Origin of the sequence: Pseudoflavonifractor intestinihominis (assembly GCF_040096055.1) — a bacterium.
Lineage (GTDB): Bacteria > Bacillota > Clostridia > Oscillospirales > Oscillospiraceae > Pseudoflavonifractor > Pseudoflavonifractor intestinihominis.
The window spans coordinates 22,597-45,412 of record NZ_JBBMFK010000028.1 but is presented as its reverse complement, the minus strand read 5'-3'; the positions used below and the strand labels follow the sequence as shown (position 1 = coordinate 45,412).

At 61.6% G+C, this 22,816-nt stretch carries 17 protein-coding genes and 1 tRNA gene; 12 read left to right on the top strand and 6 right to left on the bottom strand.

Going from position 1 to position 22,816, the window contains the following annotated elements; translation table 11 throughout:
- Positions 1–8 precede the first annotated feature (8 nt).
- Together rimI and WMO64_RS14230 are read left to right on the top strand one after the other, a co-directional pair.
- Positions 9–467 (top strand): ribosomal protein S18-alanine N-acetyltransferase, encoded by a 459-nt coding sequence (gene rimI, locus WMO64_RS14235; protein WP_349232392.1) that lies wholly within the window; start codon positions 9–11, stop codon positions 465–467.
- The gene (locus WMO64_RS14230) at positions 464–1,063 is read left to right on the top strand and encodes a GNAT family N-acetyltransferase (RefSeq protein ID WP_349232391.1); all 600 of its coding nucleotides are present in this window, start codon (positions 464–466) and stop codon (positions 1,061–1,063) included. The genes rimI and WMO64_RS14230 overlap by 4 nt, the downstream gene beginning before the upstream one ends.
- Here WMO64_RS14230 and WMO64_RS14225 read toward each other — a convergent pair.
- Positions 976–1,278, bottom strand: a complete 303-nt coding sequence (locus tag WMO64_RS14225) for a hypothetical protein (RefSeq protein WP_349232390.1) — start codon at positions 1,276–1,278, stop codon at positions 976–978. The two genes, WMO64_RS14230 and WMO64_RS14225, sit on opposite strands and share 88 nt — an antisense overlap.
- Before the next feature lie 83 nt (positions 1,279–1,361).
- On the opposite strand from WMO64_RS14225, the gene WMO64_RS14220 reads away from it, so the two are divergent.
- The 8 genes from WMO64_RS14220 to WMO64_RS14185 all read left to right on the top strand — a co-directional run bounded on the left by WMO64_RS14220 (position 1,362) and on the right by WMO64_RS14185 (position 14,491).
- Positions 1,362–1,580, top strand: a complete 219-nt coding sequence (locus tag WMO64_RS14220) for a helix-turn-helix domain-containing protein (RefSeq protein ID WP_349232389.1) — start codon at positions 1,362–1,364, stop codon at positions 1,578–1,580.
- A gap of 27 nt (positions 1,581–1,607) precedes the next feature.
- Entirely contained in the window at positions 1,608–1,820 is a 213-nt protein-coding gene (locus WMO64_RS14215; RefSeq protein ID WP_349232388.1) for a helix-turn-helix domain-containing protein, read from the top strand.
- Between the two features lie 22 nt (positions 1,821–1,842).
- Positions 1,843–2,853 carry a tRNA (adenosine(37)-N6)-threonylcarbamoyltransferase complex transferase subunit TsaD gene (gene tsaD, locus WMO64_RS14210; RefSeq protein WP_349232387.1) on the top strand — a complete coding sequence of 337 codons (1,011 nt, stop codon included), beginning with the start codon at positions 1,843–1,845 and terminating at the stop codon, positions 2,851–2,853.
- A 507-nt stretch (positions 2,854–3,360) separates the two neighbouring features.
- Positions 3,361–3,436, top strand: a tRNA-Thr gene (locus WMO64_RS14205).
- 190 nt (positions 3,437–3,626) lie between these two features.
- Positions 3,627–4,196 carry an MATE family efflux transporter gene (locus WMO64_RS14200; RefSeq protein WP_349232386.1) on the top strand — a complete coding sequence of 190 codons (570 nt, stop codon included), beginning with the start codon at positions 3,627–3,629 and terminating at the stop codon, positions 4,194–4,196.
- Between the two features lie 23 nt (positions 4,197–4,219).
- Positions 4,220–5,032, top strand: coding sequence for an MATE family efflux transporter (locus WMO64_RS14195; RefSeq protein WP_349232385.1), 813 nt, complete (start codon positions 4,220–4,222; stop codon positions 5,030–5,032).
- Positions 5,033–5,499: 467 nt separating this feature from the next.
- Entirely contained in the window at positions 5,500–6,672 is a 1,173-nt protein-coding gene (locus tag WMO64_RS14190) for an S-layer homology domain-containing protein (protein ID WP_294520512.1), read from the top strand.
- Between the two features lie 22 nt (positions 6,673–6,694).
- The gene (locus WMO64_RS14185; RefSeq protein WP_349232384.1) at positions 6,695–14,491 is read left to right on the top strand and encodes a S8 family serine peptidase; all 7,797 of its coding nucleotides are present in this window, start codon (positions 6,695–6,697) and stop codon (positions 14,489–14,491) included.
- A gap of 213 nt (positions 14,492–14,704) precedes the next feature.
- On the opposite strand, the gene WMO64_RS14180 is transcribed toward WMO64_RS14185, so the two are convergent.
- Genes WMO64_RS14180 through WMO64_RS14160 form a run of 5 tightly spaced genes read right to left on the bottom strand, consistent with a single transcriptional unit; the run spans position 14,705 to position 20,177 of the window.
- Positions 14,705–15,961 (bottom strand): zinc ribbon domain-containing protein, encoded by a 1,257-nt coding sequence (locus WMO64_RS14180; RefSeq protein WP_349232383.1) that lies wholly within the window; start codon positions 15,959–15,961, stop codon positions 14,705–14,707.
- 5 nt (positions 15,962–15,966) lie between these two features.
- Complete coding sequence (locus WMO64_RS14175; protein ID WP_349232382.1) at positions 15,967–17,226, bottom strand: zinc-ribbon domain-containing protein; 1,260 nt, start codon at positions 17,224–17,226, stop codon at positions 15,967–15,969.
- Between the two features lie 3 nt (positions 17,227–17,229).
- Positions 17,230–18,156, bottom strand: a complete 927-nt coding sequence (locus WMO64_RS14170) for a zinc ribbon domain-containing protein (RefSeq protein ID WP_349232381.1) — start codon at positions 18,154–18,156, stop codon at positions 17,230–17,232.
- Between the two features lie 34 nt (positions 18,157–18,190).
- A complete protein-coding gene (locus WMO64_RS14165) occupies positions 18,191–19,468 on the bottom strand; it encodes a zinc-ribbon domain-containing protein (RefSeq protein ID WP_349232380.1) in 1,278 nt (425 codons plus the stop codon).
- Position 19,469: 1 nt separating this feature from the next.
- Positions 19,470–20,177, bottom strand: coding sequence for a serine/threonine protein kinase (locus tag WMO64_RS14160; protein WP_294520494.1), 708 nt, complete (start codon positions 20,175–20,177; stop codon positions 19,470–19,472).
- A gap of 106 nt (positions 20,178–20,283) precedes the next feature.
- Between WMO64_RS14160 and WMO64_RS14155 the strand changes: the two genes are divergently transcribed.
- Both WMO64_RS14155 and WMO64_RS14150 read left to right on the top strand, forming a co-directional pair.
- Positions 20,284–20,709: a helix-turn-helix domain-containing protein gene (locus tag WMO64_RS14155; protein ID WP_349232379.1), complete on the top strand. Its 426-nt coding sequence runs from the start codon at positions 20,284–20,286 to the stop codon at positions 20,707–20,709.
- A 65-nt stretch (positions 20,710–20,774) separates the two neighbouring features.
- Positions 20,775–22,745 carry an Ig-like domain-containing protein gene (locus WMO64_RS14150; protein ID WP_349232378.1) on the top strand — a complete coding sequence of 657 codons (1,971 nt, stop codon included), beginning with the start codon at positions 20,775–20,777 and terminating at the stop codon, positions 22,743–22,745.
- Positions 22,746–22,816 lie beyond the last annotated feature (71 nt).

The window sequence follows — 22,816 nt, the reverse complement described above, 5'->3', positions numbered from 1 at the left end:
ATCAGAACATGAATTACAAGCTGCTTCCCATGGACCGCTCCACGGTGCCCGATGTGGCGGCCATTGAGCGGGAGTGTTTTTCCCAGCCCTGGTCAGAGGATATGCTGACCGAGGAGCTGTACAACGACAACGCGTCCTTCATCGTGGCGGTGGCCGACGACGGCACCGTCCTGGGCTACGCCGGCCTCACCGTGGTGCTGGACGAGGGGTATATCAACAACATCGCCGTCAAGACCCAGTACCGCCGTATGGGCGTGGCCGACGCTCTGCTGGGGGCTTTCATCCGCTTCGGGGAGGAACACCTGGCCTTCCTCACGCTGGAGGTGCGGGCGTCCAACGACAAGGCCATCTCCCTCTATACAAAAAACGGCTTTGTCCAGGAGGGACGGCGGAAGGACTACTACAAGGACCCCAAGGAGGATGCCATCCTCATGACCCGGCGCTTCAATCAAGAGGGGAAGGCGTGACCGGCGGAGAGATCCGTCTTCTGGACGCCGCTGCCCTCCGGCGGGTGTACCGGGACCATGTGAAGGCGGACTTTCCGCCCGCCGAGCGCAAGCCCCTGGCTATGATTGAGGCACAGGTCCGCACCGGACAGTACGACACCCTGGGCCTGTTCCGGGGGGAGGAGCTGCTGGCCTACGCCTTCCTGTGGCGGGACAAGGAGGGGCGCTGTGTCCTGCTGGACTACCTGGCGGTGTGCCGGGGCGGCCGGGGACAGGGCACGGGGAGCGCTTTTCTGGAACAGCTGAAAGACCACTACGGCGGCTTTGACGGCCTGCTGGTGGAGGCCGAGGCGGAGGACCCCAAGGCGGGGGAGGAGGCCAACGCCCTGCGCCGCCGGCGGATCGGTTTCTACCGCCGCTGCGGGTTCCGTATGCTGGACTACCGGGCCCGCCTCTTCGGCGTGACCTACTCTATGCTGGCCTCCGGCACCCTCACCGATGCCGACGCCCTGGCCGCCCACCGGCGGCACTACCGTCTGGACGAGCCCGGGTTCAACCCGCTCCGGGCCATGGCGGAAATTCCCTGTTCGTCGGGCAGCGCGCCCTCCAGCTCGTGACCTAGGGACAGACCCAGCCGCAGCCCGGCGGAGAATGTGAGAATCCCCCAGGTCTCCATCAGAAGGTTGCGGCTGTCCACCAGCTCCAGCGCTTCGCCGGATTTTAAAGCCGCGTCCCACCCTGCCAGCGCCGCTTCGTAGGCGGGGGACTGGCAGAGAAGGTCCCGCCGCTGGGCAATGAATTGCAGGTAGAGCTGATGGGAGAAGGGTTCCATTTTGCATACCTCCGTAACTAGACGTTTTATGTCTGGTTACATGATACCAGACATAAAACGTCCTGTCAAGGAGGCGAAGGCGGATGTATCCGCAGCCAATCAGATTGAAAGAGCTGAGAGAAAATGCAGGCTTGAAACAGACCGAGCTGGCGGCTATGATGGGAATTACAGAGCGCCAGTACCAGCGCTATGAGCGGGGAGAGGGAGAGCCCAAGCTGGCCGGTTGGATTTGGCTGGCGGACTACTTCCAGGTCTCGCTGGACTACCTGGTGGGACGGTCGGACAAGCCTGACATGGACTGAGGCACTTTATCGGAGTGGAGGTGCGGTATGAAACCCATCCGCTTAAAGGAACTTCGCATAGAAAAGGGCCTCCGCCAGGCTGAGATGGCCGAAAAGATGGGGGTTGTCCTCCGCCAGTATCAGCGCTATGAGAGCGGCGAGCAGGAGCCCAAGCTGGCCGGTTGGATCTGGCTGGCGGACTACTTCCAGGTCTCACTGGACTACCTGGTGGGGCGGTCAGAGGACCCGGCCCTCCACTGATGGAACGAAAGAAGGAATTTCCATGAATATATTAGCCATTGAATCCTCCTGCGACGAGACCGCCGTGGCGGTGGTGCGGGACGGCCGCACCGTATTGTCCGACGCCATCGCCTCCCAGGCGGATATGCACGCCATCTACGGCGGCGTGGTGCCCGAGATCGCCTCCCGCAAGCACATCGAGGCCATTGCCGGGCTGTCCGACCAGGCCCTGGCTCAGGCGGGAGTGACCAAGGGGGACATCGACGCCGTGGCTGTCACCTACGCCCCCGGCCTCATCGGCGCGGTGCTGGTGGGGGTCAACTTCGCCAAGTCCGTGGCCTTCGCTCTGGATGTGCCCCTGGTGCCCGTCCACCACGTCCGTGGCCACATCGCCGCCAACTACATCACCCACCCCGACCTGGAGCCTCCCTTTGTGTGCCTGTGCGTCTCCGGCGGCACCACCGCCATTGTGGACGTGCGCAGCTACACGGATATGGAGGTCATGGGCGCCACCCGGGACGACGCGGCGGGGGAGTGCTTTGACAAGGTGGCCCGGGTGCTGGGCATCGGCTACCCCGGCGGGGCCCCCATGGACCGGCTCTCCCAGGGCGGGGACGACAGCAAATACCCCTTCCCCTCGGTCCATGTGGACGGCGCGCCCCTGGATATGTCCTTCTCGGGGCTGAAGACCGCTGCCATCAACCTGATCCACAACGCCCAGCAGAAGGGGGAGGAGCTGGACCTGCCCGCTCTGGCCGCCTCCTTCGGCGCGGCGGTGAGCCATATGCTGGTGCCCAGGGCCATGGAGGCCGCCCGGATGAAGGGGTACGGCAAGGTGGCCGTGGCGGGGGGCGTGGCGGCCAACAGCCGCATCCGGGCCGATCTGGAGCGCTCCTGCCGGGAGAGCGGCGACAAGCTCTACCTTCCCCAGCTGAGCCTGTGCGGCGACAACGGCGCCATGATCGGCTGCCAGGGCTATTACGAATACTGCGCCGGGAAGCGGGCGGGCATGGATCTGAACGCCTACGCCACCCGGGACATTGGAAAGGGCTGAGCAATCAGCCCTTTCTTTTTGCATAAGAGGGACGGAAACAATGCAGAAAAGAAAAATAATTAAATTATGTAAACTAAATGGGGCGAAAGGCGGTGCAAAACTGATGTGCAAAACTAAGTGGATAAGTGGAATAACTCTGAAAAATCAGGGGGAAACCGGTGTGAAAAACCCGGTGGAAAATGTGCATAACATCTAGTAGACGGCATTATTGGATGGTGTTACGTTAACAGAAGAAGCCCGCAGAAACGACAAAACAGCCTGGGGAAAAGCGGGGAGGAGCGGTCAAAAGGGAGAAAGGAGGAGGCGAAAAAACGGGGAGTACCGGGAACTTTGGCGGTATGGCTGGAAAAAAGAAGAATCCTGAGCGGAAAAAATGCAGGTTGTCTGGCAGAATGCAGAGTAAATATACCGTTAGTATATTAACAGCGGAAAAGAAAACCGGAGATTGACGGAGAGACGAAAATATGGTATGATTACTTGTCGTCAGCAGACAGGAAAAGCGAATATGCTGGTATAGCTCAGTCGGTAGAGCAGCTGATTCGTAATCAGCAGGTCGTGTGTTCGAGTCACATTACCAGCTCCAGCAAGAGGACTTCCGCCGGGATGTCCTCTTGTTTTTTGCTTTGATGCGGCGTTTTCAGAAAGAGAAAATGCTCAGATCGGGATGGAGAAATTTCAGCTTCTGTGATATGATGAAAAGCCGCAGAGACAGGCCGCAGCACCGGCCTGTACATAAAAACAGCACAGCCGTCAGAAAGCCCAGGTGGAAAGCAATGCAGACAAGCCCAATTTCCGAGCGGGAGAACATCTTTCAGAATCTCCCCGTCCCATCCGCCCTGCGGAAGATGATCGTCCCGGCGGTGACCAGCCAGCTGATCGTCCTGATCTACAACATGGCGGACACCTTTTTCGTGGGGAAGACCAACAACCCCTACATGGTGGCGGGCGCATCTCTGATCCTGCCCGTGTTCAACATCACCCTCTGCCTGGCCGGACTGGCGGGCATCGGCGGCGGCTCCCTGATCTCCCGCCTGCTGGGCCAGTCCCGGGAGGATGAGGCCAGACGGGTCAGCGCCTTCTCCCTATACCTGGGGCTGCTGATCGCGGCGCTCTTCGCCGCGGGCATCGGGATCTTTATGGAGCCCGTTCTGCAGCTGCTGGGCGCGGGAGACAACACCTATCAATACGCCAGGCAGTACGTCACCTGCGTCATCGTCATCGGCGGCATCCCCACGGTGCTCTCCAATGTGCTGTCCAACCTGATCCGAAGCATCGGCCGCTCCAAGGAGGCCAGCGCAGGCATCATCCTGGGCGGACTGCTGAACATCGCCGCGGACTGCTGAACATCGCCCTGAACCCCCTGTTCATGTTCGTGCTGCTGCCCGACGGGCAGGAGGTGCTGGGGGCCGGTATTGCCACCTGCCTGTCCAACTGTGTGGCCTTCCTCTTTTTTGTGGGTGTGCTGGTGCGGATGGGCCGGGACAGGGCCATCACCTTTTCCTTGAAGGTGGGGCTGCCCAGTAAGGAGAGCGTCATCGCCGTGTTCGGCGTGGGCATCCCATCGGCCATCACCACCTTCCTCTTTGATCTGGACTATGTGATCATCGACAAGCTGATGGTCTCCTATGACGACCTGGCCCTGGCCGCCGTGGGCATCGTGCTGAAGGTGGAGCGCTTCCCGCTGAACGTGGGCATCGGAATCTGCCAGGGCATGATGCCGCTGGTGGCCTACAACTACTCCGCGGGAAATGAAAAGCGGATGAACGACGCCATCCGCCTCTCCCGCACCCTGGGCCTGGTGATCGCGGGCATCAGCATCGTGCTCTACGAACTGTTTGCCGTCCAGTTCTCCCACCTGTTCATCGCCGACGTCCAGACCGTGAGCCTGGCCTCCCAGTTCCTGCGCATCCGGGTGCTGGCCACGCCCCTGATGTTTATGAGCTTCTTCACCGTCTACCTGTTCCAGGCCTTCGGAAAGGGGCGGATCTCTCTCTTCCTGGGCGTGACCCGGTGGCTGGTGTTCAACATCCCCATGCTGTTCCTGCTTAATACCATCTTCGGCATGTTCGGCCTGGTCTGGTCCCAGGCCGCGGCGGATACCCTGACCGTGCTCCTGTCCGTCTATGTGTACTGGAGATACCGCCCCGCTGTGGGAAGCCTTCAGCGGAAGATCGACTGATCGGATGAGACGCCCCCTGCATCGAGCTTCGATGCAGGGGGCGTTTTGCGTCGAGGCGGCAGTCCCGGCAGCGAGAAGGGCGGATTGCGGTTGGAATACGCCGGCGCACGGTTGCAATTCCATTTCTGGGCGAATATTCCTTTGAAAGAAAAAAGAAAAAATATGATTTGTTTACTTTATATGGAAGCTACTTTTTACGATGATGCATTTTACATAAAATTCAAGATAGAAAATATATGTGTAACTTCCTTAATATAGAAAAAACACGAAAAAATATTTTTAATATGCTAGCATGGTAGAGTGTTAGCCCTTGAAAGTACGGAAAAATTTTGCTATAGTAAACAGGTCGGGATTGCCTGCTAGTCAATATCCTGGAAAGGAGGACTCCCTTTTGCTGCAGAGACCAGGTGCAGTAGGCGGCAATCCATATTTTCTTTGGGTTGGAAGATTCACAAGGAGGGAAAAGAATGAAACGATGTAAAAAATGGCTGACGTGTCTGCTTGCGGTAGTCATGGCCGTCAGCTGCCTGTGTGTGCCTGCGATGGCTGTGGAGACCGAGAAGGTCCCCGCGGTGCAGCTCACCACGGCTGACTGGTACGAAGAAGGAAGCCAGGTGGAGGTGGCCATCAACGCTCTCGTCAGCGGCATGGTCGCCGACGGCAGACTGACTGTCAAGTATGACGCGGACAAGCTCTCCTACGCCTCCGCCGAGCTGGACAGCACCTGGGCCGAGCAGGCCAAAACGGTGCTCTCCGTCAACACTGACGTGCCCGGCCAGGTGACCCTGGCCTTTGCCGGCACGGAAGCCGTGGATGCGGGCGCGTTCATCACGGTTTGCTTCAACTCCGTGGCCGGCGGTACGACCACCATCTCTCTGGCCGGTGAGGCCGGCGGGGACTATATCTCCGGTCTGAATACCGGTGATGGCGGGTACACCCTGGCTGCAGAGGTGTCCACCGCCATCGGAGACCTTTATTCCCCGGTGCCCGGCGGATGGCCTTCGGATGACTCCGAGATTCCTGACGACGACACGCCCACCGGCGGCCAGCCCGGCGACAAGTGCGACGGCGGTGCCGACTGCCCCAGCCACAACTTCACCGATGTGAGCGTCGACTCCATCTACCATGAGGGCATTGACTTTATGGTGAAGAACGGCTACATGAACGGCGTGTCCGCCACCTCTTTCGCGCCTACCATGACCATGAACCGCGGCATGATCGTCACCATCCTCTACCGGATGTCCGGTGCGCCCGCTGTGACCGGCAGCAATCCCTTCACCGACGTGAAGAGCACGGACTACTGCTATGACGCAGTGCGCTGGGCTGTGGAGAGCGGCATCACCAAGGGCGTGTCCGCCACGGAGTTCAACCCCAACGGCCTGCTGACCAGACAGGAGATCGCCGCCTTCCTCTACCGGTATGCGGAGCTCGTGGGCTATGACACCACCAAGTCCGGCAATATCCAGCTGTACCAGGATGCGGATCAGGTGTTCGACTGGGCCCAGGATGCCATGAAGTGGGCGGTTGGCTCCGAGATCATCAAGGGTGCCAGCGCCACGCAGCTCAAGCCCGCGGACAATGCCACCCGTGAGCAGATCGCCGTTATGGTCTGGCGTCTCGTGACCGCCAACCAGGGCTAAGAAAGGCAGGTAGAGCGATATTATGAAGAAAAGAATCCCAGCCTTACTGCTGGCGCTGGTCATGACGTGCAGTACGCTGCCCATGTCCGCCATGGCGCAGGATATCAGCTTTGCTGCATCCAGAGAAGCGGTCACCGACGACTCCGTGGGTCCCCTGTCTCTGGCCGGCGTCGCCGAGGACAGTGACACCGCGCAGGTGGATACCCTCAGCGAGGACAACGCCCAGGACGACGTGAACGTGACCGCCGAAGAGGTGGACAACGACGCGAATACCGTGGGTCTGGACGTGGACGGGGAGAGCCCCGCCAAGACGCAGGAGCCCGAGGCGGACGACCTGGTCACCTTCGTGGTCAACCTGAAGCAGGACTCCCTGCTGGACGCCGGCTTCTCCGTGGAGGAGATCTCCGAGGGGACCAGCGAAGTGGAGTCCTACCGTGAGGAGCAGGAGGCCGTCCTGGACGACTTCATCGACGAACTCACCGCCGCCTATGGCGACGAGGAGGGCTTCTCCATCGGCTATACTTACACTGCCACCACCACAGGCCTCTCCGTGACCACCGCCTATGGCAACAAGAGCGAGATCGCTCAGATGCCCCAGGTGTCCCTGGTCTATGTGGCGCCCATGTTCCAGGTGCCCGAGGATCAGGAGAGCCTGTCTCCCATGACCACCAATGCCACTACCATGATCGGCTCCAATATCCTCAATGAGTCCGGCTACACCGGCAAGGGCATGCGGATCGCCATCCTGGATACCGGCATTTACATGGACAGCCCCAACTTTGCCCCGCTGAGCGATGACCAGCTGGACGATCCCCTGACCGTTGCGGAGCTGCAGTCCGTGTGGAACGATCTGAACGCCTCCCAGGGCAATGGCAACCCGGCCCTTACTTACCGCAACACCAAGATCCCCTTCGCCTATAACTACAACGACGGGAATCTGGATGCCTCCCACAACGGCACCGGCAGCGACCACGGCACCCACGTGGCCGGTATTGCCGCCGCCAACAAGATCGAGTCGGGCACCGGCTCCGACGTGGTGGGCGTGGCGCCCGAGGCCCAGCTGCTGGTCATGAAGGTCTTCGGCGGCGACGGCGCCGGCTGGGACGTGGTCATGGCCGGCCTGGAGGACTGCGTGTATCTGGATGTGGACGCGGCCAACCTGTCTCTGGGCTCCGCCGCCGGCTTTACCGACGCTGACGCCGACATGACCGCCATCCTCACCGCCCTGGAGGAGGCCGGCGTGCAGGTGGTCATCGCCTCCGGCAACGACACCAACAGCGCCCTCCAGAACCTCCACGGCTACAACATGTCCAAGATCACCGACCCCGATAACGGCCTGACCGGTTCTCCTGGTACCTTCTCCGCCGCCCTCTCTGTCGCCTCTGTGGACAACGACAAGAACACCATGATGTACTTCACCGTTGGCGACAAGAACATCGGCTACACCGACAACGGCAACCCCAACACGCTGGCGCGCCTGCTGAACACCAGCGGCCAGGCCGACTACGACTTTGTGGTCATCGACGGCTTCGGCGAGAGCGCCGAGGAGTTTGCCGCGGCTGAGGGCAAGATCGCCGTGGTCTCCCGCGGCGGCGGCGTGGCCTTCACCGACAAGCAGCAGAATGCTCAGGACGCCGGCGCGGTGGCCCTGATCATCTACAACAACGTGGCCGGCGCCCTGAACATGGGCATCAACACCGGCAGCGACTTCATCCCCTGCGTGTCCATCTCCAATACGGACGGCGCCTACCTGGCTGAGATGGGAGAGGGCACCCTGACCATCTCCGGCGAGTCCATGTCCTTCCAGCTGCCCAAGACCATCAGCGACTTCTCCTCCTGGGGCCCCACCCCTGACCTGAAGCTCAAGCCCGAGATCGCTGGCGTGGGCGGCAACATCTACTCCACCCGTGATCCCGAGTACGTCTCCTCCGGCTATGGCTACATGAGCGGTACCTCCATGGCCACCCCCCAGATCTCCGGCGCTGTGGCAGTGCTGCGGCAGTATCTGGAGAAAAAGTATCCCGACATGTCCAAGAAGGACCTGCGCGTGCTGGAGGCCCAGCTGCTGATGAGCACCGCCGATCCCATTACCCTCAACGACCTGCCTGTCTCTCCCCGTGCTCAGGGCGCCGGCCTGGCCAATCTGGTGGAGTCCACCAGCACTGAGGCCTATCTGGCCAGCACCAGCAACAGCGAGAACCGGCCCAAGGGCGAGTTCGGCGACGATCCCGAAAAGACCGGCGTCTACTCCTTCCCCTTCACCGTAACCAACATCTCCGATGAGGCCCAGACCTACACCGTGGGCTCCGATGTGCTCACCGAGACCATTGCCTATGACGAGTACATCGCCAACACCGCTTACGGCCTGGCCTCCAAGGTGACTGTGACCGCCAACAACGCCGACTACCTGGACTACGACTTCAACGGCGACGGCAAGGTCACCACCGCCGACGCCCGGATGCTCCTGCGCCATGTGGAAGGCGTGGAGGCCATTCCCGACACCAACCCCTGCTATGGCAACCTGGACGTCACCAGCGACGGTGTGGTGGACGAGAAAGACGTCTCTGCGCTGACCGACCTGTGCGCTGGCAAGATTCTGGTTCCCGCCGGCAAGACCGTGAACCTGACCGCCCACATCGTCCTCACCGACGCGGACAAGGCGTACATGAACCAGTTCCCCAACGGCATCTATGTGGAGGGCTTTGTCTACCTCTATAATCAGGACGCCGAGGGCGTGGATCTGAACATGCCTTTCCTGGGCTTCTACGGCGACTGGTCCGCCGCTCCTGTCTTTGACGACGTGGACAATCCCAGCCTGTACGGCCGCACCGTGTACACCTTCAACCAGACCGTGCTGGGCACCAACCCCTACATCCGCAGCAGCAGCCGCACCGGCGAGGAGTACAACACCTTCTCCTACGCCAATCCTCTGGCTGAGCTGGACTTCGGTATGCTCCGTAACGCCAAGAAGCTCAGCTTCACCGTCACGGACAGCACCGACAGCAGCAAGCAGTACTTCAATTTCGAGACAGATTACGCCACCAAGAGTTACTACAACTCCACCTACGCGTTCATCTTCCCCTTCTACATCTATAACGCCGACGAGACGGAGAACTATGTCTGGCGCGGCCTGGATGCCGACGGCAATCAGCTGCCCGACGGCACCAAGGCGATCTACACCGTGAACGCCTGGCTGGACGACGGCGACGACATCGTGGACGACACCTGGTCCTTCCCCGTCACCCTGGATTCCGTCAAGCCTCAGATCCTCAACAGCGACAGCCTGCAGGATGCGGTCAACATCAACAAGGAGACCGGCGAGATCTCCCTGACCCTGGAGATGCAGGACAACACCAACCTGGCCGCCGTCCTCTTTGTGGACGAGGACAACAACCTGCTGGGCCGCTACGAAGTGGCCAACGAGCCCGGCGAGTCTGTCACCGAGACCTGCAACATCACCGGCTTCGGCCCCGACTTCACCATCGTGCTGGCGGACTACGCCTGCAACGAGCTGGAGCTGAGTGTGTCCCTGGAGCTGGGCGAGTACGCCGGCAAGAAGCCCGCGCCCAAAGCGCTGGATTCCGGCCGCCTGTACGGCAGCGAGGCCTCCGGCCTGTCCACCCTGGAGCAGGGCTGGTTCAGCATTGACAAGAACGACCTTACCGACCTGCGCAACGAGACCGGCGAGACCACCACTTACTTCTCCGCCGAGTACGTCAACGGCCGCATCGTGGCCCAGCGCAACAACGGCGACCTGGTCCTGCTGACGCCCTACAGCTCCTACTGGGAGACCTACACCATCGAGAAGAGCTCCAAGAGCGAGGGCCAGCCCGGCTTCGTGACCTACTACGACATGGCCCTGGACTATGTGGGTCAGGACGACGGCGACTATGTCTCCGTTGACCGCCTGTACGCGGTGGGCTGGACCTATGCCGGCGACACCGACGGCGACACCAAGGACGACGGCATCAACGGCCTGTACCGTCTGGACTTCTACACCAACGGCTATTTCAGCGCCAGCACCATCGCGGAGCTCACCGGCCTGAACGACGGCCAGGAGATCGTGACCCTGGCCTGCGACGACAACGGCCAGCTCTACGGCATCTCCACCGACGCCATCTTCTACAAGATCGACAAGGCCACCGGCGAGTGTACCGAGGTGCGTGCGCTGACCGAGTTCAGCGGCAAGCCCAACTACACCGGCCTGAACGTGGTCCAGTCCATGTGCTTTGACCACGAGCAGGACCTGATCTACTGGGTCGCCCACAGCCAGACGCCTACCGGCGGCACCTACATCGACGTCTGCTACGTCTACACCATCGACCCCGCCACCGGCGAGATGACCGAGCTGGGTACCTACGGTCCCACCGCCGCCTCCGCTCTGTTCATCCCCACCGACATGGAGTCCGACCTCATCAACTTCACCGACGCCAAGGCCACCAATGTCAGCCTGAGCCCCTATGAGACCTGGCTGTTGGAGGGCCGCAGCATGCGCATGGAGGCTCAGTGGACGCCCTGGAACGCTCAGACCCACCCGATCACCTGGGACAGCAGCAACAAGGACGTGGCCACGGTTTCCGCCAGCGGCTATGTGACCGCCCTGTCCGCGGGCGACACCACCATCTCCGCCACCACCCAGATCTATGACTGGGAGGGCAACCTGGTTGACACCACTGTTACCTCCACTGTCCACGTGGTTGCCTCCAGCGACGAGATCTTCGGCTACATTGTCACCGACGACAACAACAACGCCAACCAGTTCAAGTGGGTGACCTACAGCGATCAGACGCCCAACACCATCACCCATCTGTCCGCTCCCACCACCAGCGTCATCAGCGACGGCGAGGTCGTCACCAGCCCCGCTCTGTGGCAGGGCGGCGCCTACTATGACGGCTATGTCTACACCGTCACCATGGAGCAGTGGACCGAGGACAACTTGATCTACTCCGGCACCTCCCTCTACAAGACCCAGGTGACCAAGGGCGCCACCCCCGCTGAGACCGTCTTCGGCGAGCCCGAGAAGGTGGGCAACACCCTGGACATCGAAGTGGGCAACCTGGGCTTCGACTACAACACCGGTCGGCTCTACGGCGTGGACCTCACCCACAACGGCCTGTGCATCGTGGACCGGAGCACCGGCTCCGTGGATCCCCTGGTGGAGTTCTATGATCCCGACGGAAACTTCAACACCCTGATGACCGCCATGACCGTCATCTGCAAGGGCGATGACACCATCATCCTCTGCGCCGACATGGACGGCAAGCTCTACACGGTCAACCCCGACACCGGTGCGCTCAGCTGCGTCTACCAGGGCAACGGCCAGGAGTACTGGTACTACGCTGCCATGGGCTACGACTACAACACCGGCAACATCTACTGGAACCCCAGCATGGACTCCGGCAACAACCCCCTGAACCTGGTGGTTCTCCAGGAGAACGAGTGGGAGCCTGGCACCTACACCGCCCAGGTCACTGACATCGGCGATGTGGCCAGCAAGTACGGCGTGGAGCAGGTCGTCATCTTCACCATCCCCGATGACGAGCTGGAGGCCAAGACCATCCCCGTGGAGGGCATCTCCATCACCAACGGCGACAGCATCACCAACCTGGCGGGCGCTCAGGTCCAGCTGAAGACCCAGACCGAGCCTCTCCATCCCACGGTCCAGACCCGTACTTGGGAGTCCAGCAACCCCGACGTGGCCTCCGTGGACAAGTTCGGTATGATCACCTGCAAGCAGCCCGGCACCGCCACCATCACCGTGGAGCTGGAGGGCTTCACCGACACCATCGACGTGACCGTGCTCCCCTCCGCTGGTAATCTGGACGCCTTCGTGGTCTCCGACCAGGGCGGCAGCGGCTACTTCGACTTCTGGCTGAACGTCAACGACTATGCGCCTTCCTCCATCGAGCTGGCCGACAGCAAGATCGGCGTCTACAGCATGCGCACCGGCGCCTACTTCGACGGCGACTACTATGTCTACGACTCTGTGGGCAACTTCCTGCGCATCAACGCCGAGGACCACAACCAGTTCACCACCCTGGGCACCGTCAGCGATGTGGTCAGCGCCATGGCCTACGACTACACCACCAATACCATGTACGCTGTCACCCCGGCCACGCAGGCCTACAACAGCCAGACCGGCAACTACGATTTGGTCTGTGGCAAGCTGTGCACCGTGGATCTGAGCAACGGCGAGCTGACCGAGGTCGCCCAGCTGGACGCTCCCGTCTTTGCCCTGGCCGCTGACAACAACGGCACCCTGTACGGCATCGGCGGCATGGTCTTCAGCGACGACACGACCATCCCCACCAAGCTGGTCACCATCGACACCGCCACCGGCGCGTGCACCGAGATGACCGAGTACACCGACAGCCTGGCGTCCATGTACATCTGCGCCGACCCCTACATGGGTTCCTACCGGCCTCAGATGACCTATGACGCCGCCACCAACCGCCTGTACCTGGCGGCCACCGGCAAGGAGCTCACTCCTTACGGCTACTACGACAACGCCTCCTACGGCCTGGTGATGATCCAGCTGGGCGACAACGCCGCTGTGACCAACCTGGGCAAGATGGCTCTGGTGATCAGAGACCAGGCCAAGGTGGGCATGCTGTTCATGGGCCTGCTGTGCGCGGTGCCCGATGCCAGCGAGCTGCCCGAGAGCGAGGCCATTGCGGTTGAGATCAACAAGGACTACGCCGCCTGCGTCGTCAACGGCCAGACTCAGCTGCGCGCTGAGGTCAAGCCCTCCGGCGTGGACCAGACCGTTGCGTGGAGCACCAGCGACGATCAGATCGCCACGGTGGACGAGAACGGCATGGTGACCGGCGTCGCGCCCGGCGTTGTCACCATCACCGCCACTCAGGGCGATCTGAGCGACACCTGCCAGGTGACCGTGGCGGCCGCCACCAGCGGCTCCGTGGCCTACACCGTGACCCCCTCCGAGGGCCTCATCTCCTTCGATCCCGAGGCTCCCTATGAGTACACCGTGGTGGACAGCACCGTCAACGGCAACGTGGTGGGCATGGACATCAGCGGCGACACCATGTACTACATGGTGGAGGACCCCGACTATCAGTTCCCCTGCATCTACCGCTATGACCTGAACACCGGCATGAACACCTTCCTGGGCTGCATCATCACCAGCATCGTGAACTACTCCGATATGGCCTATGATGATGTGAACGACATCCTGTACGTGACCTCCGGCAACTACATCGAGCAGTATGCCCTGTCCAACCTGGGCACGGATCCTCTGCTGTACACCGCCGAGCAGCTCCTGCCTGACACGCCTCAGGCTCTGACTGTGGTGGACGGCACCCTGTACGTGGTGGTGCGTGAGAACACCGTTGCCGAGGGTGCCTTCACCTCCCTCATGGTGGTGGACTTCAACGCCTCCGGCATGAAGTACCACTACGTGAAGCGGCACCTGGGTGTGGACACTGCCAACAACGTCTGTGAGATGGACTACAACCCCTTCACCGGCACGTTCATCTTCAGCGACGGCAAGAACTGCCTGTACTCCATCAGCCTGGACGGCGAGACCATCATCCCCATCGACTGCGTGGGCGACGTGCTGGAGATCAAGGGCATTGCCATCGGCAGCACCAGTACTGCCACTGAGCCGGATACCGGCGACGACAGCGACAACGGCGAGGCCAATGTCACCGACGAGACCGGCGCCGCTGGTGAGACCAGCGAGACCGAAGAGACCGTCTCTACCGGTGAAACCGGCAAGACCGACGAGACCGGCAGCACCAGCGAGACTGGCGAGACCGGCAGTGTGGAAGACACTGGGGATGCTGAGAATGCGGGCTGATTGATCAGCACCGATCTCATGATCCCAGCCTGACACAGCAAAAAAGGACAGACCGCCCAAACGGGGCGGTCTGTCCTTTTTATGTGTACCGGAATACCAAGTTTGAAAAGCCAGGAGGCGAGGCAGACGGAACTGCTTCGTTTCCTGGCTTTTGTCGTGCTGATGCGCTGCTTAGAGCAGAGAGAGCGGTTTATTTACTGCGGGGGAAGGGGGCTACTGGAAAACGGCCGCCGAGACATCCACCGAGTGGCCGCAGCGGTTGTCAATGTCAATGCCGTTGCCGGAGAACACCGAGCCGTCAAAGTAGATGGTCATCTCGGTGGGCACGTTCTCCAGCAGCACGGCGGTGCCGTTGTTCAGGAACTGGTTGTCCTCATACAGGTCATGGGAGGCGGACTGGCCGGTGGAGTTGAAGTGGAAGCCCACCTGGTTGCCGGTGAAGGTGCACCCGGTCACGTTGACCCAGGCCTCGCCGTAGGCCAGCACGGCGGTCTTGTAGCCGGTAAAGGTGCAGTCCACGGGCCAGAACTTGGCGGGGGCGGAGATACCGATGTCCGTGCCGTCCCCCACAAAGTCCATGTCGTAGAAGTAGTTGATCCAATAATAGCTCCCGCTTCTGAGAGTGACGCTGCCGCGAAGGACGGTGCGGTCCGCGCTGTCGGTGGAGCCGTAGAAGTCGATGGAGCGGCCGGGCAGCTCCAGATCGCCCTCATAGGTCACGGCGGGCAGGTAGACCTCCACCTGGTCGTTGGCGGCGGTCTCGCCGGCGATCTGGTCCAGCAGGGCCTGGAGCTCCTCAATGGTGTCCATGGGGTAGTCCTGCCAGTTGTAGACATGGGTGATGATGGGGGTGATGTGGATGTTCTGCCGCACCCGGATCACGTCGCCGTTCTTCATCTGGACGGTCCATACCACCTGGGGCTCGCCGGAGCTGCCGGTAAAGTCCAGGTAGGACACCATGGCGGCGTCAGGGGAGTAGTCGTCGTGGCTGGGGACCGTGGCCGTGAGGGGAGAGGCGGCGTTCTCGTCCTGGACCACCTCCACGGTGACCTGCTCCACCAGAGGTTCAAATTCAGTCCAGGCGTCCGCGCCGGTGGCGGCGTCGTTGACGTACCAGCGGGAGGGCCAGCGGTAGTTGTCATCCGGGCCGCCCTGCTGATAGATGTCCGGGGCGCTCTGGCAGCGGTCGTTGGGCCAGGCCACCAGCAGCTGATAGGTCCTGTCTTCACTGGCATAGTACACCTCGCCCACACCGTCGTACTCCTGGGGGACATAGGCGCCGAAACGGTTCCACAGGATGGCCGCGGCGGCAGCGATGACAATCAGCGCCGCCAGGCACAGCAGGAGCACCCTGCGGAGGGGAACCGGTTTTCCGGCCTTTTTCCGGGAATGGACATCCCGGGCACAGTGGGGGCAGAAGGCGGCGTTCTCTGGCAGGTCCGCGCCGCAGTGGGGACATTTGCGTTCCATGGTATTTACTCCTTGATATCAAAGGTGGACTGGGACAGGTCCAGGGGCTGGTCGCAGCGGTTGTCGATATCGGTCTGGTTGTTGGAGAATACCGAGCCCTGGAAGTCCATGGTCACGTCGGTGGGGACGGCCTCCAGCAGCACGGCGGTGCCGTTGTTGGAAAAATGGTTGTCGTTGAACAGGGAGTGGTTGACGTACTCTCCGGTGCTGTTGAAGTCAAAACCCACCTGGTTGCCGTCAAAGCGGCAGCTGATGACGTTGACCCAGCAGGTGCCATAGGCCAGCACGCCGGTCTCCCAGTTGGTAAAGGAGCAGTTGGTGGCCCGGAAGAAGGCAGAGGTGGACACGCCGCAGCCCGTCCCGCTGCCTACGAAGTCCAGGTCCTGAAAATACATGATGTCACTGTTGGGACAGGTGACAAAGACGGTGCCGGTGAAGGTGGTGCGGCTGCCGTCGGCATCCGTGGAGCCGTACACGTTGAAGGGGCGGGCCTGGATGGTGAGCTCGCCCTCATAGGTCACGGCGGGCAGATGGAGGTTCACCACGGTGGGCAGGGGGACGTCCTTCTCGATCTGGTCCACCAGGGCCTGGAGGTCCTCCATGGTGTCCATGGGGTAGTCCTCCGGGTAGTAGTCCCTGATCTCAATGAGTTCCGGCTCATAGGTCTGCCGCAGGCGGATGGTGTCCCCGTTCTTCATGTGAAGGGTCCAAACCAGCTCCGCCGGGGTGCTCTCTCCGGTGAAGTCCAGCAGGGAGATGAGGGCGGCGTCGGGGAGGGCCTCATTATAGGCGGGCTGGGAGCATACCATAGGGGAGGGGCTGTCCTCCTGGTGAATGAACTCAGCGGAGGCCGACTCAACCAGCTCCAGAAAGGCCTGGTTGGCGTCCTCGCCGGAGCCGCTGTTGTTGATGTACAGCCGGGAGGGCATCCGGTACTGGCCGTCCGCCTCACAGGAGACGGTCAGCTGGGGCTGGGGGGTGAAGCGGTCGGCGTTGGAGCCCAGCAGCACCTGATAGACGGTGCCGTCCCCGGCGGTGTAGATCACCTGGCCGTACTCGTCGTAGGTTTTGGGCTTCAGCTTCAGCCACAGCCCGCCGGCCACGGCGGAGACAATGACCAGAACCAACAGGACGGTCAGCGCCTTCCTCAGCATGGGCACCGGCACCTTGGCTGCCTTGCGGCGGTGCACGGTCGTGGCGCAATGGGGACAAAAAGAGGCCTCCTCCGGCAGGTCCGCGCCGCAGTGGGGACATTTTTGTTCCATGGCTTATCCTCCGTTTTCCTGGTAGTCCAGCATGGTGTAACCCAGCAGATTGTAGTCCGCGTCCAGCAGCAGGTAGCACATCCAGCGGCCCTCGTTGGGCAGGAATTCCTCCAGCCGCTCGATCTCTCGGCACTGCTGCTCCATATCCGGGTCGTGGAACTGAAGCCACAGGCGGTAGATCTGGGAGTCATCCTTCCGCAGCACCGGGCCCCGGCCCGTGTTGTAGCCCTTCAGGAACCACACCACCCCTGAGGCCTCCAGCTCCTCCGGGGGGATGTAGGTGGAGAAGAGGTTCTGCCATTCGTTCTCGAAGGCGGCGCTCTGCTCCAGGTAGAGGTCAGTGAAGTCGTAGTCGCACAGCGTCACGTCCAGCTGCCACTGGCCATCTCCCAGGTTGGCAGCCGGTCCGATGGAGTAGCCCATCAAGTGGGTGTTGCTGTCAAAGAGCAGCAGATACAGGCTGTCGCCCCCGGCGTTGCGGGCGTTGAACTGGCCCCACTCCCCGTCGGAGCCGCTGGTACCCTGGGAGGACACCAGCGCGGCCATCTGGAAGCAACTGACCAGGTAGTCGTCGATGTTGTCGCTGGTCAGGGAGGTGGTGCCGAAGTTGATATAGGTCACCTTGGGGAAGAACTCCCGCATCAGCTCGGCGGTGACCTTGACCATGCCGTCCTCGTCCTCGGTGAGCACCACTTGATGGACCTCCCCCTTAGGCAGGCCGGTGGGGGCGCTGCTGCGGAGAAAAAGGGCCAGCAGCCCGGCGGCAACTGCCAGGAGCACAAGCACAAGGACTGCGATTTTCAGCCTTTTCCGCCACAGGTGGGCGGGAACCTGGGCCGGCCTCCGGGTCCGGACGCTCTGGGCACAGTGGGGGCAGAAGGAGGCGTCCGCTGGCAGGGGGGCGCCGCAGTGTGGGCAAAGGTGTTCCATGGCAAATCCTCTCTCTGTTCTGCGTCTCTGCGGGTTATTCAAAGGTGGCGTAGGCGATGTCCACCGGGTGGCCGCAGGGGTTGTCGATGTTCATATCGTTGCCGGTGAAGCGGGAGCCGATGAAATTGATGGTCCTGTCGGCGGGTACCTGCTTGAGGAGCACGGCGGTGCCGTTATTGCGGAAGGTGTTGTACTCAAAACGGGTATAGTTGGCGTAATCCCCGGCGCTGTCAAAGCAGAAGCCCACGGTGTTGTCCTCAAACCAGCAGCCCACCGGGTCGCACCAGTCGTCGCCGGTGACCAGCAGCCCGGTGTCCCAGCCGGAGAACAGACAGTTCTCCACCTGGCTCTCGGCGGAGACGGTGAGCCCCACGCCGGAGCCGCTCCCCCGGAAGTCGATATTCTGAATAAAGGATACCGGCTTTTTCTCCGGGGCCATCACCACCGGCCCGGTGAAGGCGGTGCGCATGTTCTTCTCATCCACGCTGCCGTACAGGCTGACGCCCCGGCCCCGGATGGTGAGCCCGCCCTGGTAGTGGACCGGGGGCAGATGGAGGTACACCATGGCGGAGGGGGAGACCGTTTCGGCGATCTGGTCCACCAGGGCCTGGAGCTCCTCGATGGTGTCCATGGGGTAGTCCTCCGGGCAGTAGTCCAGGGTCTCCACCTGTTCCAGGTACAGCTTCTGCCGCAGGCAGATGGTGTCCCCGTTTTTCATGTTGAAGGTCCACACCAGCTCCGCCGGGCTGCTCTGGCCGGAGAGATTCACCACGGTCACCAGGGCCGCGTCGTCGTCGTAGGACTGGTACATGGGCTGGGAGCAGGTCATGGGAGAGGGGCTGTCCTCCGGTTGGATGAGCTGGGCGTAGAAGGTGTCCACCAGTTGGAGGAACATCTGGCTGGCGTTGTGTCCGCTGTCCACGTGGGTGATGAACAGGTTGGAGGCCCGCTCATAGGCCACATACTTCTCCGTCTGCACTGTATATTCCGGCTGGGGGCCGGAGGCGTTGTCCTGGAAGGTGAGGTAGAGATGGTAGGAATTGCTGCCGTTGGAGTATACCACCTCGCCGTAGGCGTCGTAGAGGTCGGGGGTGACGGCCTGGTACAGCGCCGCCCCCAGCAGAAGGCCGCCTGCCGTCAGCAGCACCAGTCCCGCCAGCAAGAGAGCCCGCCGGACCTTTTTCCGCCACATGCGGGCCGGTACCGCCACTTCCTTCCGGGGACGGACAGCCTGGGCGCAGTGGGGGCAGAAGGAGGCCTCCTCCGGCAGCGCCGCGCCGCAGTGGGGGCACGGCCTGGTCCTGCCGCTCATGCTACAGGGCCTCCATCAGCCGCAGCACGTTCTTGTACCGCCGCTGGGGGTTGACGTGGGTGCACCGGTCCACAATGTGCCCCATCCGCCCGCCTGCCAGCTTCCTGGACGGGTGCTCGCCGGTGAGCATCACGTTGATGAGGATGCCCAGGGAGTAGATGTCGGTGCGGATGTCCGACTGGGACAGGCCGTACTGCTCCGGGGCGGCATAGCCGGTGGTGCCCAGGATCTGGGTGTCGTTGTCGTGCTCGGGCTTGTGGAGCCGGGCGGCGTCAAAGTCGATGAGCACCGCCTCATTTCCCCGCAGGATGATATTCTCCGGCTTCACGTCCCGGTGGACCGCGCCGATGGAGTGGAGCACCCACAGGGCCCGGCAGACCTGGGTCACGATTTTCCTGGTCTCCTCCGGGGAGAAGAGGGCGCCTTTGAGGAGAAAGCCCAGGGTGTCCCCCTGAATGAACTCCTCCAGCACCAGATTTTCTCCGTCCTGCTCCGCCACCTCATAGATGGTGGGCAGATTGGGGCAGGTGTAGTCCAGCAGGGCGCGGTAGACCTCGGAATTGCCTGTAAAATGCCGCAGAATGAACTTCTGGCCGGTGGTTTTGTGGCGGATCAGGCGTACACTGCCCCGGGGACTCTCCTTCAGAACCCGGACAAGCTGATACTTCTCGCGCAGAATATCGGACAGCCAAGTATAAATGGAAATCACCCCAAAATCTAAAACACTATGCAGTGGGCATATTGTATCCTCATACCAAATGTTGTAGATTTAGTATATACGATTTACATTTGGAAGTCAAAGAGGAGTGAGAAGCGTGGAGGAGAAGACGACGGACGACCTGAGCCAGGAGCTGATGAGCAAAGACGATATCGACTCCTATATCAAGGAGAACCGCTTCTATTTTTCAGATCGGAGCATTCCTAAGCTGCTCAATACGCTCTATGATAAAAAGGATATCTCCAAGGCGGCCCTGGCCCGCAAGGCGGGGATGAGCGAGGTATACCTGCACCAGGTCTTCTCCGGGCGACGGAAGCCCTCCCGGGACAAGCTGCTCTGCCTGTGCGTGGGACTGGGCGCAACGCTGGACGAGACCCAGCGCCTGCTCCGGCAGGCGGCCCTGGCGGAGATCTACCCCAAAAACAAGCGGGACGCCATCATCGGTTTCGGCATCACTCACCATATGGAGCTGAGCGAGATCAACGACAAGCTCTTTGCCGAAAACGAGAAGACCCTGTTTTAAGCAGCCCAGGACGGGAATGCCGGGCTGTTTAGAAAATCCAGCATGATTACAGGAGGAACGTGCGAATGAAACAGAAGAAGTTCATTTCCATGCTGGCGGCAGGCGCGCTGTGCCTGTCGCTGCTGCCCACGTCGGCCTTTGCCGCCGAGAGCATGGACAACTTCAAGACCGAGCGGGACTACCCCGCCGGCCAGTTCACCGATGTGGTAGCCGGCAGCTGGTACGCCGGGAGCGTGGAGACCGCCTACGAGCTGGGCCTGGTGGAGGGCACCAGCAAGACCACCTTCTCGCCCACCGACCCCATCACCATCAGCTCCACCCTGGCCCTGGCCTGCCGCCTATACAGCACCTACTACGGCGACAACGCCACCTTCACCGGCGGCACCATCTGGTACCAGCCCTATGTGGACTACGCCATTGCCAAGGGCATCATCACCTCCGGCCAGTACAGCGACTACAACGCCAACGCCACCCGCCGGCAGTTTGCCGCCATCATGGCCAAGGCCCTGCCCGCAAGCGCGCTGAAGGGCATCAACACCGTGGAGGACGGCGGCATTCCCGACGTGGCCTCCGGCAGCGCCAACTACGCCGACATCTACACCCTCTACCGGGCCGGCATTCTCACCGGCAGCGACAAGCTGGGCACCTTCCTGCCCGAGACCACCATTGACCGGGCCTCTGTGTCCGCCATCCTCTCCCGCATGGCCATGCCCAGCCAGCGCCAGTCCATCACGCTGAAGAAGGTGGAGGTGGCCGCCACCGCCATCAGCCTCAACCGCAGCACCCTGAGCCTGAAAAACGGCGAGACCTTCCAGCTCAACGCCACCCTGACCCCTGCCAACGCCAGCACCAAGGTGACGTGGAGCGTCAGCAACGACGTGGTGTCCGTCACGGACGACGGCAAGGTCACGGCCAAGCGGGCCGGCTCCGCCATCGTGACCGCCACAGCGGGCAACGTCAGCGCCAAGTGCTCGGTGACGGTCACCGACGTGGCCATCACCCGGGTGGACTTCACCGACTCCAGCGTGGATATGCTGGAGGGCGACAGCCGCAAGCTGTCCGTCTCCGTGGCCCCCTCCAACGCCAGCGTCAGCTCCCTCACCTGGAGCTCGGACAATACCAGAGTGGCCACAGTGTCCCAGGACGGCACCGTTACCGCCGTGGGCGAGGGTACCGCCAAGATTACCGCAAAGGCTCCCAGCGGCAAGTATGACACCTGCTGGGTCTATGTGGACAAGAAGGCCAGCGTCAGCGTGCCTCTCCTCAACCATGAGTACGGCCCCATGAACCTGACCAGCTATTACAGCAGCGGCAAGGTGATGGACACCAACAACATCACCTCCCTGGTCTTTACCAGCGTGGAGTACACCTCCAGCGGAGATAAGTATGAGGTGAAGGCCAGCATTCAGGGCCGGACCACCCGCAGCAACTGCACCGTTGAGCTGTATTTCTACGACGCCAACAACCGCGTCCTGGGGCAGGAGACCATGATCGAGCGGGTGACGGCCAATATGGATTACAACATCCAGGCTCACACCTATATCGACACGGATATCCTGGATAACGCCGTCAGAATGGAGTTCTACTACTACGGCACCCCTGCCGACTACAACGGCGGCGGCTCCGGCGGGTCTACCGGCGGAAATGAGGGCGGCTCCACCGGAGGCGACGAGGGCGGTTCCGGCACTGAGACCCCCGACTATGATTATCCCTATGATACCTATTACGGCTTTGAGGGCATCCCCTCCTTCGACGAGTTCACCAGCAGCAGCCGCACACAGATGGACTACACCGAGGGCAAAAAGGCTGGCTATATGTACGCCTCTGCTACCACAGCGGAGTTCGATTCGTACCGGGCGGCGCTGAAGGAATGCGGCTTCTCGGAGTCCCAGGTGGCCGGTATGTACTTCTACAGCAAGGGAACCCATGGCACCAACGACTACTGGGAGGTCCGGTGCGGCACGACGTCTTCTCCCTATGGAGAGGTGTCTGTAATGGTCATCCTCTCCCATATCAAGTCCTCCAACGAGTGGTAAAACACCAAAACGTGTGCCCCTGCCGTCAGGCAGGGGCACACTCCTTTTATATTATACAAAAAGCGCCGCCC

What these genes read in the sequence shown, in the direction of transcription:
- rimI (WP_349232392.1), top strand. Translation starts at nt 9, where the DNA reads ATGAATTACAAGCTGCTTCCCATGGACCGCTCCACGGTGCCCGATGTG.
- WMO64_RS14225 (WP_349232390.1), bottom strand. Translation starts at nt 1,278, where the DNA reads ATGGAACCCTTCTCCCATCAGCTCTACCTGCAATTCATTGCCCAGCGG.
- WMO64_RS14220 (WP_349232389.1), top strand. Translation starts at nt 1,362, where the DNA reads ATGTATCCGCAGCCAATCAGATTGAAAGAGCTGAGAGAAAATGCAGGC.
- WMO64_RS14215 (WP_349232388.1), top strand. Translation starts at nt 1,608, where the DNA reads ATGAAACCCATCCGCTTAAAGGAACTTCGCATAGAAAAGGGCCTCCGC.
- tsaD (WP_349232387.1), top strand. Translation starts at nt 1,843, where the DNA reads ATGAATATATTAGCCATTGAATCCTCCTGCGACGAGACCGCCGTGGCG.
- WMO64_RS14200 (WP_349232386.1), top strand. Translation starts at nt 3,627, where the DNA reads ATGCAGACAAGCCCAATTTCCGAGCGGGAGAACATCTTTCAGAATCTC.
- WMO64_RS14195 (WP_349232385.1), top strand. Translation starts at nt 4,220, where the DNA reads ATGTTCGTGCTGCTGCCCGACGGGCAGGAGGTGCTGGGGGCCGGTATT.
- WMO64_RS14190 (WP_294520512.1), top strand. Translation starts at nt 5,500, where the DNA reads ATGAAACGATGTAAAAAATGGCTGACGTGTCTGCTTGCGGTAGTCATG.
- WMO64_RS14185 (WP_349232384.1), top strand. Translation starts at nt 6,695, where the DNA reads ATGAAGAAAAGAATCCCAGCCTTACTGCTGGCGCTGGTCATGACGTGC.
- WMO64_RS14180 (WP_349232383.1), bottom strand. Translation starts at nt 15,961, where the DNA reads ATGGAACGCAAATGTCCCCACTGCGGCGCGGACCTGCCAGAGAACGCC.
- WMO64_RS14175 (WP_349232382.1), bottom strand. Translation starts at nt 17,226, where the DNA reads ATGGAACAAAAATGTCCCCACTGCGGCGCGGACCTGCCGGAGGAGGCC.
- WMO64_RS14170 (WP_349232381.1), bottom strand. Translation starts at nt 18,156, where the DNA reads ATGGAACACCTTTGCCCACACTGCGGCGCCCCCCTGCCAGCGGACGCC.
- WMO64_RS14165 (WP_349232380.1), bottom strand. Translation starts at nt 19,468, where the DNA reads ATGAGCGGCAGGACCAGGCCGTGCCCCCACTGCGGCGCGGCGCTGCCG.
- WMO64_RS14150 (WP_349232378.1), top strand. Translation starts at nt 20,775, where the DNA reads ATGAAACAGAAGAAGTTCATTTCCATGCTGGCGGCAGGCGCGCTGTGC.